Genomic DNA, 15,994 nt, shown 5'->3' on the forward strand with positions numbered 1-15,994 from the left:
ACTTATCTTCCAATTCCGATATAATGAAAACCGACAGATTTGACAAATTCGGGAGAATACAGGTTCCTTCCATCAAAGATGAAATTGCCTGCCATTGACTCTTTCAGCGCTTTGTAATCAGGCTGACGGAACTGCTTCCACTCTGTCACAAGAACCATTGCATCGACACCCGTGACAGCGTCATACTGATTTTCAGTGAGACTCAGTCTCTGGTCTTTGAAAAAAGAAGGCTCAAAGCACTCAAGAGCCTCCCCCATGGCCTGAGGGTCATAGGCCCTGACTGTCGCACCTGCCTCAATCAGGCTATTTATAAGGATAATTGAAGATGCTTCTCGCATATCATCTGTTCCCGGCTTAAATGCAAGCCCCCAAATACCAAAGCACTTTCCCGTAAGATCCGAACCGAATTTTGATACAATCTTTTTATACAGAACATGCTTCTGAGATGCATTTCTCGCCTCAACAGCATCAAGAAGTATCGGCTCAAATCCATTCTCCCGGCTTGTTCGAATCAGCGCCTTTACATCTTTAGGAAAGCAGGAACCACCGTAACCACAACCAGGATAAATAAACGAATACCCGATGCGCGTATCGGACCCTATCCCCTTCCTGACGTTCTCGACATCGACGCCAAGTCTTTCACAAACGCCCGCTATTTCGTTCATAAAAGAAATCTTGGTGGCAAGCATCGAGTTTGCTGCGTATTTTGTCATCTCAGCGTCTTTGACGCCCATGACATGAACTTTATCGTGGTTCCTGTTAAAGGGGCTGTAAAGCTCTTTCATATAGTTTTCGGCTTTAGCAGACTCTATACCAAGTATGATTCTGTCGGGTTTCATAAAATCATTGACAGCATCCCCCTCTTTCAAAAACTCAGGATTGCTCACAACATCAAATCCTACCTGAACCCCTCTTTTTTCCAATTCTTCGTTTATCGTCTCAGTGACACGCTCAGCTGTGCCAACAGGAACAGTAGATTTATTCACGACAACGGTATAATCATTCAGATACTTACCAATTTCTGAAGCAACGGCAACAACATGCTGAAGATCGGCAGAGCCATCCTCTTTCGGCGGGGTGCCCACCGCGATAAACACAATGGATGTATCTTTCATTGAGTCTTCGAGAGAATCAGAAAATTGCAAAAAACCATTTTTATAATTGTCGATAACAATTCCATCAAGTCCGGGTTCATAAATCGGGAGAATCCCTTTTTCGAGGCTCTCCAATTTTTTCTTATCAACATCGACACAGGTGACTGTATTACCCATCTCTGAAAAACATGCACCCGTTACAAGCCCAACATACCCAGTTCCAACCACTGTAATTTTCATTTTTTCAGATCCTTACGACATATTTCCAAGAAAATCGATATACCAACCCATTGACTCATCCAGTCCTGCGTCAATGTTATGGGTTGGTTCATACCCAAGAAGGTGAGCGGCTTTGGAGATATCGGCTTGAGAATGCTTTACATCTCCAGCCCTGAAATCACGATAACTTGGTTCAACTTTTTCAATGTTTTTTACAGTTGTAAGAAGTCTATCCTGAATTGCCCGAAACAACTGGTTTAGTGTCGTCCGGTCACCCACCGCGACATTATAGATCTGATTCAAAGCTTCGGAATTCTCTGTTAATGATGCAAGGATGTTAGCCTGTACTGTATTTTTGATGTAACAAAAATCACGGCTCGTTTCGCCGTCACCATTTATAAAAACCTGTTCTTTAGTTAACAGTGCCGCAATCCATTTTGGAATTACCGCTGCGTAGGCACCATTGGGATCCTGGCGAGGGCCAAAAATATTAAAATATCGAAGCCCAATGGTTTTAAAGCCATAAGATCTCGCGAACACGTCCGCATACAACTCGTTCACATATTTGGTCACGGCATACGGAGACAAGGGCTTTCCAATATTCTCTTCGACCTTGGGAAGTGCAGGATGGTCACCATAGGTTGAGCTCGACGCGGCATAGACAAAATTCTTGACATTAGCGTCACGGGCTGCCACCAGCATATTCAGAAAACCCGATATATTTGTTTCATTTGTCGTTATGGGGTCTTCAAGAGAACGAGGAACAGAGCCCAATGCCGCCTGGTGCAGAACATAATCCACACCTTGACAGGCGTCATTACATAAGGAGACATTTTGTATGTCCCCTTCAATAAATCTGAATCGGTCCCACTGGTCGCGTGTAACAAGCCCTTTCACTTCGTCAAGGTTCCTCTGAAACCCCGTTACAAAATTATCGAGTCCGACAACCCGCTGGTTGAGCCGTAGAAGATGTTCAAGTAAATTTGATCCGATAAAGCCTGCTACGCCAGTTATAAGCCATTTATATTCATTTTCAATTAGAATTCTCTTAACCTGATCAAATCGTGACACGAGAAATCACCGTATTTTTATGAAAGATTTAAAAAACAGCTTACACTTAAGCTATTCGTGTTTTACAGTCGCCCATCTGTTGATTCTGCAGAAAAAAGGTACTTGACATCGTAGACAACATTGACGTCTTTACCAAAAACTCTGATATCTTGAATATTCTTAAATTCAGCATGCGCAACAGCTAAAACAATTGCGTCGTAATACCCCTGCTTCATCTCTTTTACAGGAGTAATACCGTATTCGTTCTCGGCCTCTTCCGAATCTACCCAAGGGTCATACACATCAACGCGGGTATTGTAATCCTTAAACTCAGATATGATATCCACCACCCGTGTGTTACGGAGGTCAGGGCAATTCTCTTTAAAGGTAAGCCCCATAATAAGAATATTGGCTTCTTCGACCTGAATTCGCTTTTTCACCATCAACTTGACGACCTGAGAGACAACGTAAGCCCCCATGCCATCATTAATTCGCCTGCCGGCCAGAATCACATCGGGATGGTAACCGATCTCCTGAGCCTTGAATGTAAGATAGTAAGGATCAACACCAATACAGTGCCCACCAACAAGACCGGGTCGAAACGGCAAAAAATTCCATTTAGTGCCTGCTGCTTTCAGGACCTCTTCAGTATTGATACCCAGCTTGTTGAAAATGATTGAGAGTTCATTAATCAATGCGATGTTTAAGTCACGCTGGGTGTTCTCGATTACTTTTGCAGCCTCAGCCACACGGATAGAACTTGCTTTGTGGGTGCCGGCCTCAATAATTATCTTGTAGAGGGCATCCACAAAATCGGCAATATCCGGAGTTGAGCCCGAAGTTACTTTCAAAATATTAGTAACTCGGTGTTCCTTGTCGCCGGGGTTGATACGCTCAGGGCTGTACCCAACATAAAAGTCCTCATTAAATGTTAGGCCTGAGGACCGTTCCAACTCAGGAACACAGACTTCCTCTGTGGCGCCGGGGTAAACTGTGGATTCATAGATTACAAGATCACCCTTTTTCAATATCTTCCCGAGCATCTCACTGGCTTTCACAAGCGGTGTGAGGTCTGGCTGTTTGTGAGCATCAATCGGTGTGGGAACGGTCACGATGAATACATTGGAATCGTTCAGGGCCTCAATCTTTGAACCAAAGGTAAGTTTAACTGCCTGTTTAAGAAGTTCTGGTTCAACCTCAAGTGTAGAGTCATTACCGGCAGTAAGTTCTTCAACTCTCGCTTCATCGATATCAAAACCGATAACATCGATTTTTTTTCCGAATTCAACGGCAAGAGGAAGACCTACATAACCAAGGCCAACAATAGCAAGTTTGATTTCGTCAATATTTAGCATTATCACTCTCTATGAATAGCAAACAACAATTTAAAAATCTTTGTCATTGTGAGGCATTACATACTCAACCACAAATGCGGTAAAAACCATAACGAAAATGCCACAGACAAAGCTCATTAAAATAATGATTTTTCGATTCGGGCTAACATGATCATTATCAACAATCACAGGCACGATCTCTTTAAAGTTTTTAATATTCTGTATAGCAAGCATATCTTCATCTATACTTGACTTAATTTCTTTAACCAATTCGTTTGTGTATTGAAGTCTATCCTCAAGCGAACCGATCTCAGTACTGATCGATCTTTGCTCTCTCTTCAAATCTAAAAAGTATTGCCTATTCTGAATCACGAGGCTGTTATGAAAAAGTGCGTTTTGAAAGTTCACATTGGAAGATTTAGCTGAAGACAAATTTTTCAGTGGTTGAATAATAAATTTTTTTCTTTTTATTGATAAGTCTAAAATTTCTTTTTTACTATTATTATTCAGTTTCTGTAGTTCGACTATACTATACGCAATATTGTCTTGTTTTATTTTACATTCAGACAAAAACTCTTTATTATTTTTCACTCTTAACTGCAAATCCATAACAATAGAATTTACTCTGTCGTTATCTTTTTTCCGCAACTCAGAAATCAAGAGACTTAAAACAGCCTTTCCAAACTCTGGTACCGGTGTATCATAAGATATGCTTAGAGCATCGGAATTGTTAGGTATAGCCACCTTAAGTAAATTTTGAACATATGATAAATCTGGGTATTTATCTTCAAGATGTTTATTTATCTGAGCACTGAATTCTCCAGCGTCAAGCCGCCCCTTGTAGTTTACCAATTTTTTCGTAAAGGTAGCCATTGCCTCCGGTCTTTGAGAAATAATACCTGGCCTCACCAGTGTCTTAACCCTGTATATATCAGGCATGGAAAGAACAACCGCTGTGGCAACCAGCACAATCAAAAGAACACCAATTCCGATAAATTTTTTACGAGCCCAGAGAGTCGCAAAGACCTCTCTTAAGTCAATTTCGTCATCAGGATAGGGCATTGCCTGGTAAGGCGACATGGGGTGAGTGAATCGCTGCGGATCGTTGTTCGTTTCAGTAGTCATTCTCGATTCCATGTTTTGGAAGATTTGATATGTTGATTCTGAAAGCGATTGACATTTTTGTTGTGGTGTAAAGGTGCGCACATAGCTCCGCCCCTCCACTTACAGTAAGCGGATTTGAGAATCGGTGGGGTAGACTAAAGAAACATCGGCAGTTACCTGAGTCTGCTTGAGTTTTAAATCGTCATGACACTACTTCTCGGGGAAGCCAATGTCAACAGTTATACCTTCCCAACTACCATTATCAAAAGCGGGCTAAAAGGCAGCCGGTATTGCAGAGCATATACATATCACACCCACACAACCAGCTGGTTGAATTTCTGAGACAAACGACACATTCGCAATCATTGTATACACAAACCAAAAAGACATTTTCCGAATATCACGAAACAACTTCAGTCACTGGATATTTCGAGCCACCGAGCCACAAAAAAAGAACGTCAGCAACACCTTTTATTTATTGTTTTGACAAGAGCGAGGACTTATCTTATCAACTAATGAGTTGCCCACAAATGAAAAATTTCACAAAGCGAATTTATTCTATTTCCGTAAAGGCGAGCATCGCAATGATCCTGACCATCAACCCAATGAACCCACAGCCCCGTAACGTCTCCCGAGTCGTGGACTGCTTGAAAAGCGGCGGGCTTATCGCCTACCCAACCGACACCCACTACGGTATCGGCTGTGACATCATGAACAAAAAGGCCATTGAGAAGGTCTACCTTCTAAAACAGAGGGACAAGAGCAAGCCCTTCAGCTTTATCTGTTCGGATCTAAAAGATATCAGTGACTATGCAAAGGTCTCTAACTATGCGTACCGGATGTTGAAAAAGCTTCTGCCGGGGCCATATACATTCATTCTGGAAGGCACAAAGCTGGTCCCAAAAATGATGCTTACCAAGCGCAAGACTGCGGGCATCCGGGTTCCTGACAACCCAATATGCATGGAGATTATCAGGGAACTCGGAAACCCGATCCTGTCCACGTCAGCTGGGCTTCCTGGTGAGGAGATTCTTAACAATGCCTGGATGATTGACGATACATTTGGCCACATGGTGGATATCGTCATCGATGGGGGGGATGTGCCGGAGGTAGACTCCAGCGTGATTTCGATTCTGAATGATGAGCCCGAGATCATCCGGAAAGGCGCTGGGGATGTGTCGATGTTTGAATAGACAGTTATATGTCAGCAGGGTGCATACTCTTACCTGAGTTCAATCCCGTCAAATACAGGGTACCTTTGGGGGCAATTGAAAGCCTTTTCCCTTTGATGGTCTGACACGTGAAGTGCACCCTACCACCAACAACAAACAGATTAAATGCATAAAACCAGGCTATCCGCCTGCCTTCACCAACGTCAGACTCATCCGTGGTAAATTACCAGTCCAGCACCTTCCCTTCTATCATCTATTCGCTGAGATTCTATAACCTGTTTTAATTCCCCATCCTGAACAAAAACGACGGCCCCATTTCCGACGGCTGAAGTGCCGAAGAAATCCGCACCGCCGCGTTATCAAGAAGATAATCGATCATTTTCTCTTTGGGACGTGGGGGATAGATGGGCTCGGGCTCTCCTTCGAGCCCTCCAAGCTCTGCGGCCCATTCCAGGGCATCTTCGAGATTACCGAGGCGGTCCACAAGGCCAAGCGCCAGCGCCTCTTCACCTGTGTAGATACGGCCGTCGGCAAGCTTGGCCACCTCAGGCACTTCAAGTTCCCTGGCTTGGGCCACGTCGCGCACGAACTGGGTATGGAGGGACGTGACGAGTTTCTGGAGATAGGCTCTCTCTTGTTCGGTCATCTCACGGGTGGGGGATCCGGCATCCTTCATGTCACCGCTTTTGAAAACCACGGGTTCAAGGCCAATTTTGTCCAAAATTTGACGAAAATTGGTATAGCCCATAATGACCCCTATGCTCCCGGTAATCGTCCCGGAATTGGCCACGATGCCATCTGTGGCAGCGGCAGCGTAATAGCCGCCAGATGCGGCTACGCCACCCATGGAGGTAATGACCGGCTTGAGCTCACGAGACCTCATGAGGGAGCGATAGATCTCCTGGGACGGGCCAACCCCGCCACCGGGGGAATTAATCCTTACAACGATGGCCTTAACCTCGTCGGCATCTCGAAAATATTTCAGGTCATCCAGCACCTGCTGGGAGTCGGAAATCACGCCCGTGATTTCCACCACCCCCACCCCCTCCTCCAACACAGGCGCCTCGGGGGCCAGGGAAATCATCACCCCTACGCTGATCACAACAATGGTCGCAGAAAACATCCCGGTCAACATCAGGATAAAAAACAGAATCGGATGACGTCTTGAAAACATAGTTTCACCTTTGGCTATAAAAAACCATTATAAGGGTGATAATAATTCTAAAAAATCGACACACGTCAATCCCAGAGCCCTGCGCTTGGTTTCGGCTACTCGGCGGTGCGCACGGCGCACCCTACCTAAACCTCGGCACCCGAGCGCATCGGCTTTTAAAAAAGGGATAAATCATCGACACACAGGCAATCATATTAGGATACACTCCGTGCACCAAAATCAAAACCCGCCATACTCCGAACGCCTTAGTAAAATAGAAACCTTGGGCGACCTGGACACGGTGCACAGAGTTCACCCTACGGACTGCCGGCCTTTTGGGACCGTATCATCAATAACACTCTGTTGGCCCAAACAATGACCAAGCCCGACAAACACACCAAAATCTCTGAGTCCTGCCCTTAATTTCAGTTACCCGGCGGCCGCCCCTACCAAAGCCTCAAAACCCGAAATAATCGGCCGCTGGGCGTTTTACCGAATAAAAAAAATGCCCCGGAAAGACTCACGTCATGACCGGGGCATTTTTCACACTTTTATCAGGCCCTCCTTAGAAAGCCTGCAGGCAAATCGTATGGGATATGCCTACTCAGCAGCGTCATCACCGCCTTCTTCTTCGCCTTTCAGCTGATCCGCCAGGTTTTCACGGAGGATCTCGCCGAAGTCAGAAGTGGGCTTCTTGGAGTTGCTGATGTATTCGCTCAGAATCGCCTTGTCGTCTTCCATCTCGAGACGTTTGATGGAGAGACCGATACGACGCTCGTCACTGTTGATATTCATCACCTTGGCAACCAGAGAGTCGCCCACGTTGTAGGTACCAACGGGGGTCTTGATCTTCTCTTTGCTGATCTCGGAAACGTGAACCAGACCTTCGATACCCTCTTCCAGCTCAACAAACACGCCGAAGTCGGTCACATTGGTCACGGTACCGTTGATCTCGGTGCCCACGGCGTAACGCTCGCCAACACTCTTCCAGGGATCTTCCTGGATCTGCTTGATGCCGAGGGAGAAACGCTCGCTCTGCTTGTCGATATCCAGAACAACCGCCTGCACCACATCGCCCTTCTTGTAAACTTCGGAGGGGTGCTTGATGCGCTTGGTCCAGGAGATATCTGAGATGTGGACCAGGCCGTCGATCTCGTCGTCGATGCCGATGAAGAGACCGAAGTCGGTGATGTTCTTGATCTTGCCTTCGATGATGGTACCCACGGGATACTTGTCGCTGATGACCTCCCAGGGGTTCTCCGCAACCTGCTTCATACCCAGAGAGATACGGCGGTTGTCGGGCTTGATGTCGAGAACAATGGCCTCGATCTCTTCGCCCACGGAGATGATCTTGGAAGGGTGACGGATCTTTCGGGTCCAGGACATTTCAGACACGTGAACGAGGCCTTCGATGCCCTCTTCGAGCTCAACGAATACACCGTAATCAGTGAGGCTGACCACGCGACCGCCCACTTTGGAGCCCACGGGGTACTTCTCTGCGGCAGATGCCCAGGGATCCTCGGAAAGCTGCTTCATACCCAGGGAGACACGCTCCTTCTCAAGATCGAAGGAGAGGATCTTCACGGTGATGTTGTCACCAACGGAGAAGAGCTCGGAAGGATGCTTGACACGGCCCCAGGAGATATCGGTGATGTGGAGGAGACCGTCCACGCCGCCGAGGTCCACGAAGACACCGTACTCGGTGATGTTCTTGACAACGCCGTCCATGACCTTTCCTTCCTCGATGGTCTCGAGGGTTTTGGAACGGGTCTTTTCACGCTCTTCCTCAAGGATAACCCTGCGGGAGAGGACGATGTTGCTGCGTTTTCTGTTGTACTTGAGAACCTTGAAGGTATAGGTCTTGCCAACCATCTCGTCGAGATTGCGGATGGGTCGCAGGTCGGCCTGGGACCCGGGAAGGAAAGCCTGAAGTCCAACGTCGACGGAGAAGCCACCCTTGACGCGGCTGGCGATAACACCTTCCACGGTGCCTTCTGCGTCGTAGATCTCTTTGATCTTCTCCCATACCTTGATCTTGGCCGCTTTGTCTTTGGAGAGGACAACACGCTCTTCCTCTTCGTCCCAAAGCTCAACCATGACCTCCACTTCATCGCCAATGGCAACGTTAACTTCGCCGTTCTCATTTTTGAATTCGTGGATGGAAATGAGACCTTCGGATTTGTATCCGACATCAACAAGGACGTAATCTTTGTCTACGGCAATGATCTTACCAATTGCGAGTTCGCCTTCGGAAAAAGATTTGAAGCTCTCCTCATAAAGTTTGAGAAAATCCTCGTAACTCTCTTCCCCGTCTGTGGTAAGATTACCATCGATTGCATCACCAAAAAGATCTGTTTTCACTTCCCTATTACCCTTGGTTTCGTTTGTACTGAATGACATTAATATTAACCCCCTAAACAATGTATTTTACGCCCCCACCGGTTATGAATGAGAGCGTAATCCGGGTCAACATATCAGTTGGTTCAAAAAAATTCAACGAAAAATTATGCTCTTATCTCAGCCACAACCTTTGCCATCTTTTCCACCACTTCGTCGACGCCGATGCGGCTTGCGTCCACATGGATGGCATCTTCCGCGGGCTTGAGCGGAGCCAGCTTGCGACTGCTGTCGTTGGCGTCCCGCGTGATCAGGTCCCGCTTCACCTCTTCGTAGTCCAGGTCTTCCCCCCGGGCCTTCAATTCAAGGTAGCGGCGTTCTGCACGGATATCGGTGTCGGCATCAAGAAAAAACTTCACATCTGCCTCGGGAAACACCACGGTCCCCATGTCCCGCCCCTCGAACACCACCGAGCGCTCCTCCCCCAGGTTGCCGTAGCGGAACCGCCAGGCACGTACCGGCGCAAGGGCAGACACGGCCGAAGCGCGCATGGAGATCTCAGGGGTGCGGATCAACTCGGAGATATCCCGCGAACCGGAGTAGAGACGAAGCTCGCCCTCTTCGATCCTAAACCGAAGGTCGATGGTCCGGCACGCCTCCTCCATGGCCTTCTCGTCGTCGGCTGCAATCCCACGTTCCAGTGTTTCAAGGGCAATCCCGCGATAGAGGGCCCCGGTATCAATGTATCGGTAGCCGATCCTGGCTGCCAGCGTCTTACTCACCGTTGTCTTGCCGGCACCGGATGGCCCGTCAATCGTAATAACCAGTTCTTTTTTCAAAATCTCTTCCTGTTGGTTGGATCGTATCCCCGACGACACATGCGCCTTTGGCCTTGTCTGCAGGTCCGAAGCAGAGAGGGGCCACCTCCCTGCGATGCCGCCCGAAATGAATCATGCGTTGCTGTTGCAGCACCTGTATATGTGAAAACGGGAAAAAAAAGTAGCCCCTGCCCCGCAGAATTTTTCTGGTCAAAGCCACACCTCACACCCTTCACGGCCCCGGAAGCCCTTCGGACGCGGCGTGAGCCCCAAATGCGATACAGCCAGAAATCAATCTACAGCCATAACAATACAACCCGTCATACCGGCACCCGCTCCGTCAATACCAGGGCCGCACAGGAAACTGGGACACCACAATGCGGTTATCCACCTTGTGGATTCCCTTGACGCTCCGGACGATGTTTTCCGCAGAAATCCGTTCTCCCTCGGTGGGAAGATAACCGGTGAGCATCACCTTGCCGCTTTCGCAAGGGGACACCTTTACGGCGTTGGATTCGCCCATCTCCATCATCAGCATCAGCTCTGCCCGCTTGCAGATGGCCATCTGCCGGAACTCCATCTTGATCTCAGCTGTCACCGGATGAAGTCGGCTCAGCTCTTCGGCTGTCTCGTGAATGAGCCTTACCGCCATGTCTTTGGAGACCACCCGGGTGTTGATAATCAGGTCGTAGATATCCGGGTCTGCGATGTTCCGGTTGTGGAGGTATTTGATAAAGGAGCTGCGCTCACGGTCCGAGGCCTTGATGATGTCCCCGGCCATGCCGATCTCAATACCCTTGAACCCGGCGTAGTTTCGGATCCGCTCTTCAACGGGCGAGACCACGCGCACATTGAGAACGCACTTGAGCCCCTCAAGGATAAACTGCCCTCCCCTGCCCACCACCACCACGTGGTCTGCGGCCGCCGCTTCATACACCATGGCGGCGATGATATTGCCGTACACGCAATGGTTGTGGAACAACTTCTCAAACAGCTTGGGCGGGCTCTCGTTGGTCAGAGCCTCCACCTCCCGGGAAAAATGACCGTCAAACCCCTCGGCCTCACGGTGAAATCGTTCCTTGTTGAAAAGTTGGTAACCCTTCTCTTCGGCGAGCCGCGCGGCGATGGTGCCGCCATGGCTCCCTACCTGCCTGGATACGGTAATCACGGTCATGGCATCCCCTTTCGAAAGCCTCGGAAGTCCCGGCAGTTACAGAAACGCCCTACCGCCGGAAGGAACCTCCCGGGGACAATCCCATTCGAATTCCTACCCTTGCCTTTCAGAACAGGGTTGCCTACACTTGAAAATCATCACGAACCCTATCCAATCGAGGCACTTCCATGAAAAATGTTACGCAAAAAATCGCTATCAGGCAAGCAGATATCACCACCCTTGATGTGGATGCCATTGTCAACGCCGCCAACAACTCCCTGCTCGGCGGAGGCGGCGTGGACGGCGCCATCCACCGGGTCGCAGGGCCGGAGCTCCTGGCTGAATGCAAAACCCTCGGGGGCTGCCCTACGGGCGAGGCCAAAATCACCAAAGGCTACCGCCTCCCTGCCCGGCACGTCATCCACACCGTGGGCCCTGTCTACAGCAACAACCCAAGCGATCCCGACCTCCTTGCCGCCTGCTACAAAAACAGTTTTGCCTTAGCCGCCGAACACGGCCTCTCTTCCATCGCCTTTCCGGCCATCAGCTGCGGGGTGTACCGATACCCCGTGGAGGAGGCCTGCGCCATTGCCCTTCGAGAAACAGTTGAAGCGCTGAATCGGTACCCGGATATCGAACAAGTGGTGTTCGCGCTCTTTTCCGATGCGCATGTCAAGGTATACACGAAACACCTTGAAACACTTTGAATCTCCGACACTCTTCATTCGAGATATTGCTGCGTTCCGATGAAAAAAGAGGCAAGCGACGGTAGGGTGCGTTTGCGCACCGCCGATAAACCGAACCAGCAGACAAATAAAAGGGTGATGGCGGTATCGCCCCCTTGCTTGAACGGCAAGCGATATTAGCTTGCAAGGGCAATGGTGCGCAAGCGCACCCTACGGGATGACGTGTGGTCCCACATTCTCCCTGATTGATAAAGGTCTGAGCCATTGCCCTGCAAGATGCCGTGAAGGCGTTCTACCATGACCATGGATGGAGCCATGACGTGATTGCGCTCAAGCGCTCGTCAGTGGTTAAAAATATAAATCATTTAGGATGTGGGGAGGCAGAGCCTGGGAACGAAATGAAAAAGCCGCACTGGAGTGCGGCGCTCCAATGCGGCTTGGCCAATTTCGGCTTTGCCCGAGACCTCAACGGGCGAAGCCCGTCAGCACATGTGACGCACCCGAGGAACGAGGGTACGGAGCATGTGCGAACCTGGGTTACGTCTCCCGGGTACAAATCCGCAGGATAATGCGGTCAAGGAGCACGGTGGGGTCTTCGGGACTGCTTTTCATGGTGCGGTCGCAGTCAGCAAGAAGTGAGTGGATGGAGGTCAGCTCGGCCATGGAGAACCTTGCCGCGTTCTGCAGGAGAAGAAACAGTGGGTATGGGCTTCCGCCGCGGTTAAGCAACAGATCGCTCTTTTTTTTGGACAGGCCCAACGATGCCTGCCACGCCTCCACCCGGCCTCCCATGATCTCGTCGGCGGCTTTCACGGCGTTGATGCCGCTGGCACGAAACTGGTTGTAGTCCCTGAGCCCACCAAGGGAGCGGCCCTCACGGCTCTCCAGAAACGACCGGGCCAGCAGAAGACGGCGCACCTGGTTCACCAGGGCGGCCAGCACCTGAAGGGGGTGGGTCTCGTTGGCAAGGAGGTTGCGCACGCAGGCCAGGGCCGTCCGGCCGTTGCGCTCGGAGATGGCGCCGGTGAGTTCATAGATGGGGTCCTGCCTGGTCTTTTTGGCGATGCGCCGGGCGTCGTCGTAGGTGATGGACGGGTTGTCCCCCACAAAGGAGCAGAGCTTCTCCACATCACCCACAAGGGCCCTTAAGTCAAAACCCACCATCTCCACCAGATACTTCACCGCACGGGGCTCCATCTTTTTCCCGTACCGGGAGAGCACCGCCTTGACGGTTTCGTCGATGATCTTGGCCTGCTGGTCTTTGTCGGCCTTGCGCTCCCCCTTTGGGGCCGAGCAATCCACGATACTGCCGCACTCTTTAAAGGCCTTAAAAAGGCTCTTGCGCTTATCGGCCTGGTCTGTGGTGAGCACCAGGTAATGCCCTGCGGGAAGCCCGGCGCGGATGGCGCGCTCCACAAGGCTCTGGTCGTCCATGGGCTCGGGGACCGCCACTTTGTTGGCTTCGGCCCAGGCCGCCACTTCACCCACCCAGGGAGGCACTTGGCCGTCTTCGGAGAGGGCCTTGAGCTTGTCCAGCCCCTTGGGCATGGAGAGGTGCTTGAACTGAAGCTTCAGCTTGGAGAGCAGCTGGGCAAGGCGCCTTGCCGCAAGCTTCATCTTGCCCTCTTCAAAGGCCTTGGTGATCTTGGCAAGCTCCTTGTTCTCCCCTTTTTTGGCATAAAAGATGTGGGAATCACGAACCACAACCACCTTGCCGCTGGAAAAGAGGGAAAACGTAGACACCTGCTCCAGGGCATCCCGAAGTTCGGCATCGCCTTCCACCACTTCGCAGCAGGAATCCCCCAGGCCACCGGGAAACAGGGTCCCCACAAGGGCCTTCAGGGACCGGTCCACAAGGAACTCTTCCCCGTAAATCAGCCAGACAGGAGAGTCCGATGCCTTGGCCAGCCCCTTTTGAAGGGTATTATGCGCCAGCTCAGCCACGAACCACCTCCCTGCGCCCTCGCCTGGAAAGGACAAAGAGCATCACAGCCCCGGAAAGGCACAAGAGGACACCCACCTGCTGGGCCGGTGAAAGCCCCAACAGATACGATCCCCGTTCATCCCCCCGGGCAAACTCCAGGAGAAAACGGATCACGCCGTAGGCCACCACATATCCCCAGAAAAGCTGCCCTTCGAATCGCTTTTTCTTGCGCACCGCCATGATCACCCCGAACAGGGCCAGGTTGGCAAGGGACTCGTAGAGCTGGGTAGGATGAAGCGGGGTGTGAAGGGGCGCCAGGGAATCGGGGTTCGTAAAGGTCACGGCCCAGGGAAGATCACACACTTTGCCGTAACAGCACCCGGCGTTGAAGCACCCGATGCGCCCTAAAAAATGGCCAAAGGGAAGGGCCGGGGTCAGGATGTCGAAACTCTTCCAGAAAGGGATCTGCCGCTTGCGCACACAATAAAGCGCCGCACCCAGGCCGCCGATGAACCCGCCGTAAAACACGAGGCCGCCTTCCCACACCTTCACCGCGTCCAGGGGATGGGCGGCAAACCAGGAAAGATTCACGGCCACATAAAACAACCGGGCACCGATCACCCCCCAAATCAGAATATAAAAAATCAAATCGGCGATCTTTTCGGGATCTTCGCCGAACACCCTGGCCTCGCGTTTGGAAATCACCATGGCCGCGAGAAAGGCCAGGGCCATCATCAATCCATAGGTGTGCACCACCACCGGACCGAGCTTAAAAAGTACCGGATGCATCAATTCTCCTCAGGCATGCGATTGAAAAGGATATGGAAGATAAGAATCCCCACGCCGATGCAAATGGCGCTGTCGGCCAGGTTAAAGGCCGGCCAGTGCATGTCGCCAATGTACCAGTCGATGAAGTCCACCACGTTGCCGAACCGAAGCCGGTCGATGAGGTTCCCCACGGCCCCGCCGAACACCATGGCAAGACCCGCCGACAGGATCCGGTGGGTTTCGGGAATGGTGTTGTATACCCACAGAATGAAAATGGTGGCAACGCCGGTCACAAAGAGGAAAAAAAACTCCCGCACCGCCTGGCTCTGGCCGGAGAGAAACCCAAAGGCCCCGCCCGGATTCCTCACATGGACAATGTCGAAAAACCCGTCGATCAGGGGAAATCCGCTGCCCACGGGCATGGTGTTCAACACCAGCTGCTTGGAGAGCTGATCCAGAAGCACCACCAGACCGGCCACCAACAAAAGCCGGGGCCATTTTTGCTTAAACCATGTCATCCAATCATCCTTTCAGTAATTAAAATCGTGCCTCCGGCGGCCAGGGGATGATCCCCTGGACCCCAAATCAGGAATGCTCCGTGCCTTCGTTCCTCAGGCCCTTCACATTCCCTGGCGGGCTACGCCCGTGGGTAGCGCCGCAGGTTGTCCGACCCTATGCATCAACATCGCGCATGCTCACGGGGTCGTCCCTGGTGCATGAATGCACCCTACGCGTTGCGGTCATCGCATCGGTACGTGTTGGTTCGGGAAGGATCAGCACCCCATAGACGGGCATCAAGAAATATGTCGAAATACTTCGGCCCGTAGGGTGCATGCACTCCGTGAACCCTTTTCAACCAGGCACCGGCCTGAGCTGTTTCCACCCATTCAGTGTGGCCAGAGCGTCGCCCTTCTAAGCCACCACCATCATTATTATCCGTCCACGATCATGCAGGATGGGCAAAACGCGAAGCGTGCCCATCTTTCATCGGGGTACCCGCAACAATGATAATCACAAGAGATCTGATGCCGGACACCTGTCCCCCGGCGTGGGCGGTTATATCCGTGCCCATCCTACAAGGTTCTAACCATATCCACCGGCGACGCCCGTAGGGTGCACTCCGTGCACCATTTCCAACCAACCGCTGACCTGAATTATTCCTACCCGTTCGGTGTAACAGGC

Annotated in this window: 13 protein-coding genes; 2 read left to right on the forward strand and 11 right to left on the reverse strand. The window is 50.9% G+C overall.

Annotated features, from left to right (window positions below):
- Positions 1–2 precede the first annotated feature (2 nt).
- The 4 genes from ACOYW2_RS14420 to ACOYW2_RS14435 all read right to left on the reverse strand — a co-directional run bounded on the left by ACOYW2_RS14420 (position 3) and on the right by ACOYW2_RS14435 (position 4,903).
- Complete coding sequence (locus ACOYW2_RS14420; protein ID WP_482770875.1) at positions 3–1,334, reverse strand: UDP-glucose dehydrogenase family protein; 1,332 nt, start codon at positions 1,332–1,334, stop codon at positions 3–5.
- Between the two features lie 12 nt (positions 1,335–1,346).
- Entirely contained in the window at positions 1,347–2,384 is a 1,038-nt protein-coding gene (locus ACOYW2_RS14425; protein WP_482770876.1) for an NAD-dependent epimerase/dehydratase family protein, read from the reverse strand.
- A gap of 62 nt (positions 2,385–2,446) precedes the next feature.
- Positions 2,447–3,718 (reverse strand): Vi polysaccharide biosynthesis UDP-N-acetylglucosamine C-6 dehydrogenase TviB, encoded by a 1,272-nt coding sequence (gene tviB, locus ACOYW2_RS14430; protein ID WP_482770877.1) that lies wholly within the window; start codon positions 3,716–3,718, stop codon positions 2,447–2,449.
- A gap of 30 nt (positions 3,719–3,748) precedes the next feature.
- Entirely contained in the window at positions 3,749–4,903 is a 1,155-nt protein-coding gene (locus tag ACOYW2_RS14435) for a Wzz/FepE/Etk N-terminal domain-containing protein (protein ID WP_482770878.1), read from the reverse strand.
- 482 nt (positions 4,904–5,385) lie between these two features.
- Here ACOYW2_RS14435 and ACOYW2_RS14440 point away from each other — a divergent pair, with 482 nt between their 5' ends.
- Positions 5,386–5,994 carry an L-threonylcarbamoyladenylate synthase gene (locus ACOYW2_RS14440; RefSeq protein WP_482770879.1) on the forward strand — a complete coding sequence of 203 codons (609 nt, stop codon included), beginning with the start codon at positions 5,386–5,388 and terminating at the stop codon, positions 5,992–5,994.
- Positions 5,995–6,253: 259 nt separating this feature from the next.
- On the opposite strand, the gene sppA is transcribed toward ACOYW2_RS14440, so the two are convergent.
- The 4 genes from sppA to ACOYW2_RS14460 form a co-directional block, all read right to left on the reverse strand.
- Positions 6,254–7,009, reverse strand: coding sequence for a signal peptide peptidase SppA (gene sppA, locus ACOYW2_RS14445; protein ID WP_482770880.1), 756 nt, complete (start codon positions 7,007–7,009; stop codon positions 6,254–6,256).
- 717 nt (positions 7,010–7,726) lie between these two features.
- Complete coding sequence (locus tag ACOYW2_RS14450; RefSeq protein ID WP_180143487.1) at positions 7,727–9,526, reverse strand: 30S ribosomal protein S1; 1,800 nt, start codon at positions 9,524–9,526, stop codon at positions 7,727–7,729.
- 104 nt (positions 9,527–9,630) lie between these two features.
- Positions 9,631–10,302, reverse strand: a complete 672-nt coding sequence (gene cmk / locus ACOYW2_RS14455; RefSeq protein WP_482770881.1) for a (d)CMP kinase — start codon at positions 10,300–10,302, stop codon at positions 9,631–9,633.
- Between the two features lie 319 nt (positions 10,303–10,621).
- Complete coding sequence (locus tag ACOYW2_RS14460) at positions 10,622–11,455, reverse strand: cytidylate kinase family protein (protein ID WP_482415759.1); 834 nt, start codon at positions 11,453–11,455, stop codon at positions 10,622–10,624.
- Positions 11,456–11,622: 167 nt separating this feature from the next.
- Here ACOYW2_RS14460 and ACOYW2_RS14465 point away from each other — a divergent pair, with 167 nt between their 5' ends.
- Entirely contained in the window at positions 11,623–12,141 is a 519-nt protein-coding gene (locus ACOYW2_RS14465) for an O-acetyl-ADP-ribose deacetylase (protein WP_482770882.1), read from the forward strand.
- Positions 12,142–12,657: 516 nt separating this feature from the next.
- On the opposite strand, the gene holA is transcribed toward ACOYW2_RS14465, so the two are convergent.
- From holA to lspA, 3 genes are read right to left on the reverse strand one after another with little or no spacing between them, the layout of a single operon-like run.
- The gene (gene holA / locus ACOYW2_RS14470; protein ID WP_482770883.1) at positions 12,658–14,064 is read right to left on the reverse strand and encodes a DNA polymerase III subunit delta; all 1,407 of its coding nucleotides are present in this window, start codon (positions 14,062–14,064) and stop codon (positions 12,658–12,660) included.
- Positions 14,057–14,833, reverse strand: coding sequence for a prolipoprotein diacylglyceryl transferase (gene lgt, locus ACOYW2_RS14475; RefSeq protein ID WP_482770884.1), 777 nt, complete (start codon positions 14,831–14,833; stop codon positions 14,057–14,059). The genes holA and lgt overlap by 8 nt, the downstream gene beginning before the upstream one ends.
- Entirely contained in the window at positions 14,833–15,330 is a 498-nt protein-coding gene (lspA, locus tag ACOYW2_RS14480; protein ID WP_482770885.1) for a signal peptidase II, read from the reverse strand. The genes lgt and lspA overlap by 1 nt, the downstream gene beginning before the upstream one ends.
- Positions 15,331–15,994 lie beyond the last annotated feature (664 nt).

It is taken from the genome of Desulfoluna sp. CLI2B (assembly GCF_056847375.1).

Excerpts from the sequence above, each read along its gene's own strand:
- ACOYW2_RS14420 (WP_482770875.1), bottom strand. The coding sequence starts at position 1,334 with ATGAAAATTACAGTGGTTGGAACTGGGTATGTTGGGCTTGTAACGGGT.
- tviB (WP_482770877.1), bottom strand. The coding sequence starts at position 3,718 with ATGCTAAATATTGACGAAATCAAACTTGCTATTGTTGGCCTTGGTTAT.
- ACOYW2_RS14440 (WP_482770879.1), top strand. The coding sequence starts at position 5,386 with ATGATCCTGACCATCAACCCAATGAACCCACAGCCCCGTAACGTCTCC.
- ACOYW2_RS14450 (WP_180143487.1), bottom strand. The coding sequence starts at position 9,526 with ATGTCATTCAGTACAAACGAAACCAAGGGTAATAGGGAAGTGAAAACA.
- ACOYW2_RS14460 (WP_482415759.1), bottom strand. The coding sequence starts at position 11,455 with ATGACCGTGATTACCGTATCCAGGCAGGTAGGGAGCCATGGCGGCACC.
- ACOYW2_RS14465 (WP_482770882.1), top strand. The coding sequence starts at position 11,623 with ATGAAAAATGTTACGCAAAAAATCGCTATCAGGCAAGCAGATATCACC.
- lgt (WP_482770884.1), bottom strand. The coding sequence starts at position 14,833 with ATGCATCCGGTACTTTTTAAGCTCGGTCCGGTGGTGGTGCACACCTAT.
- lspA (WP_482770885.1), bottom strand. The coding sequence starts at position 15,330 with ATGACATGGTTTAAGCAAAAATGGCCCCGGCTTTTGTTGGTGGCCGGT.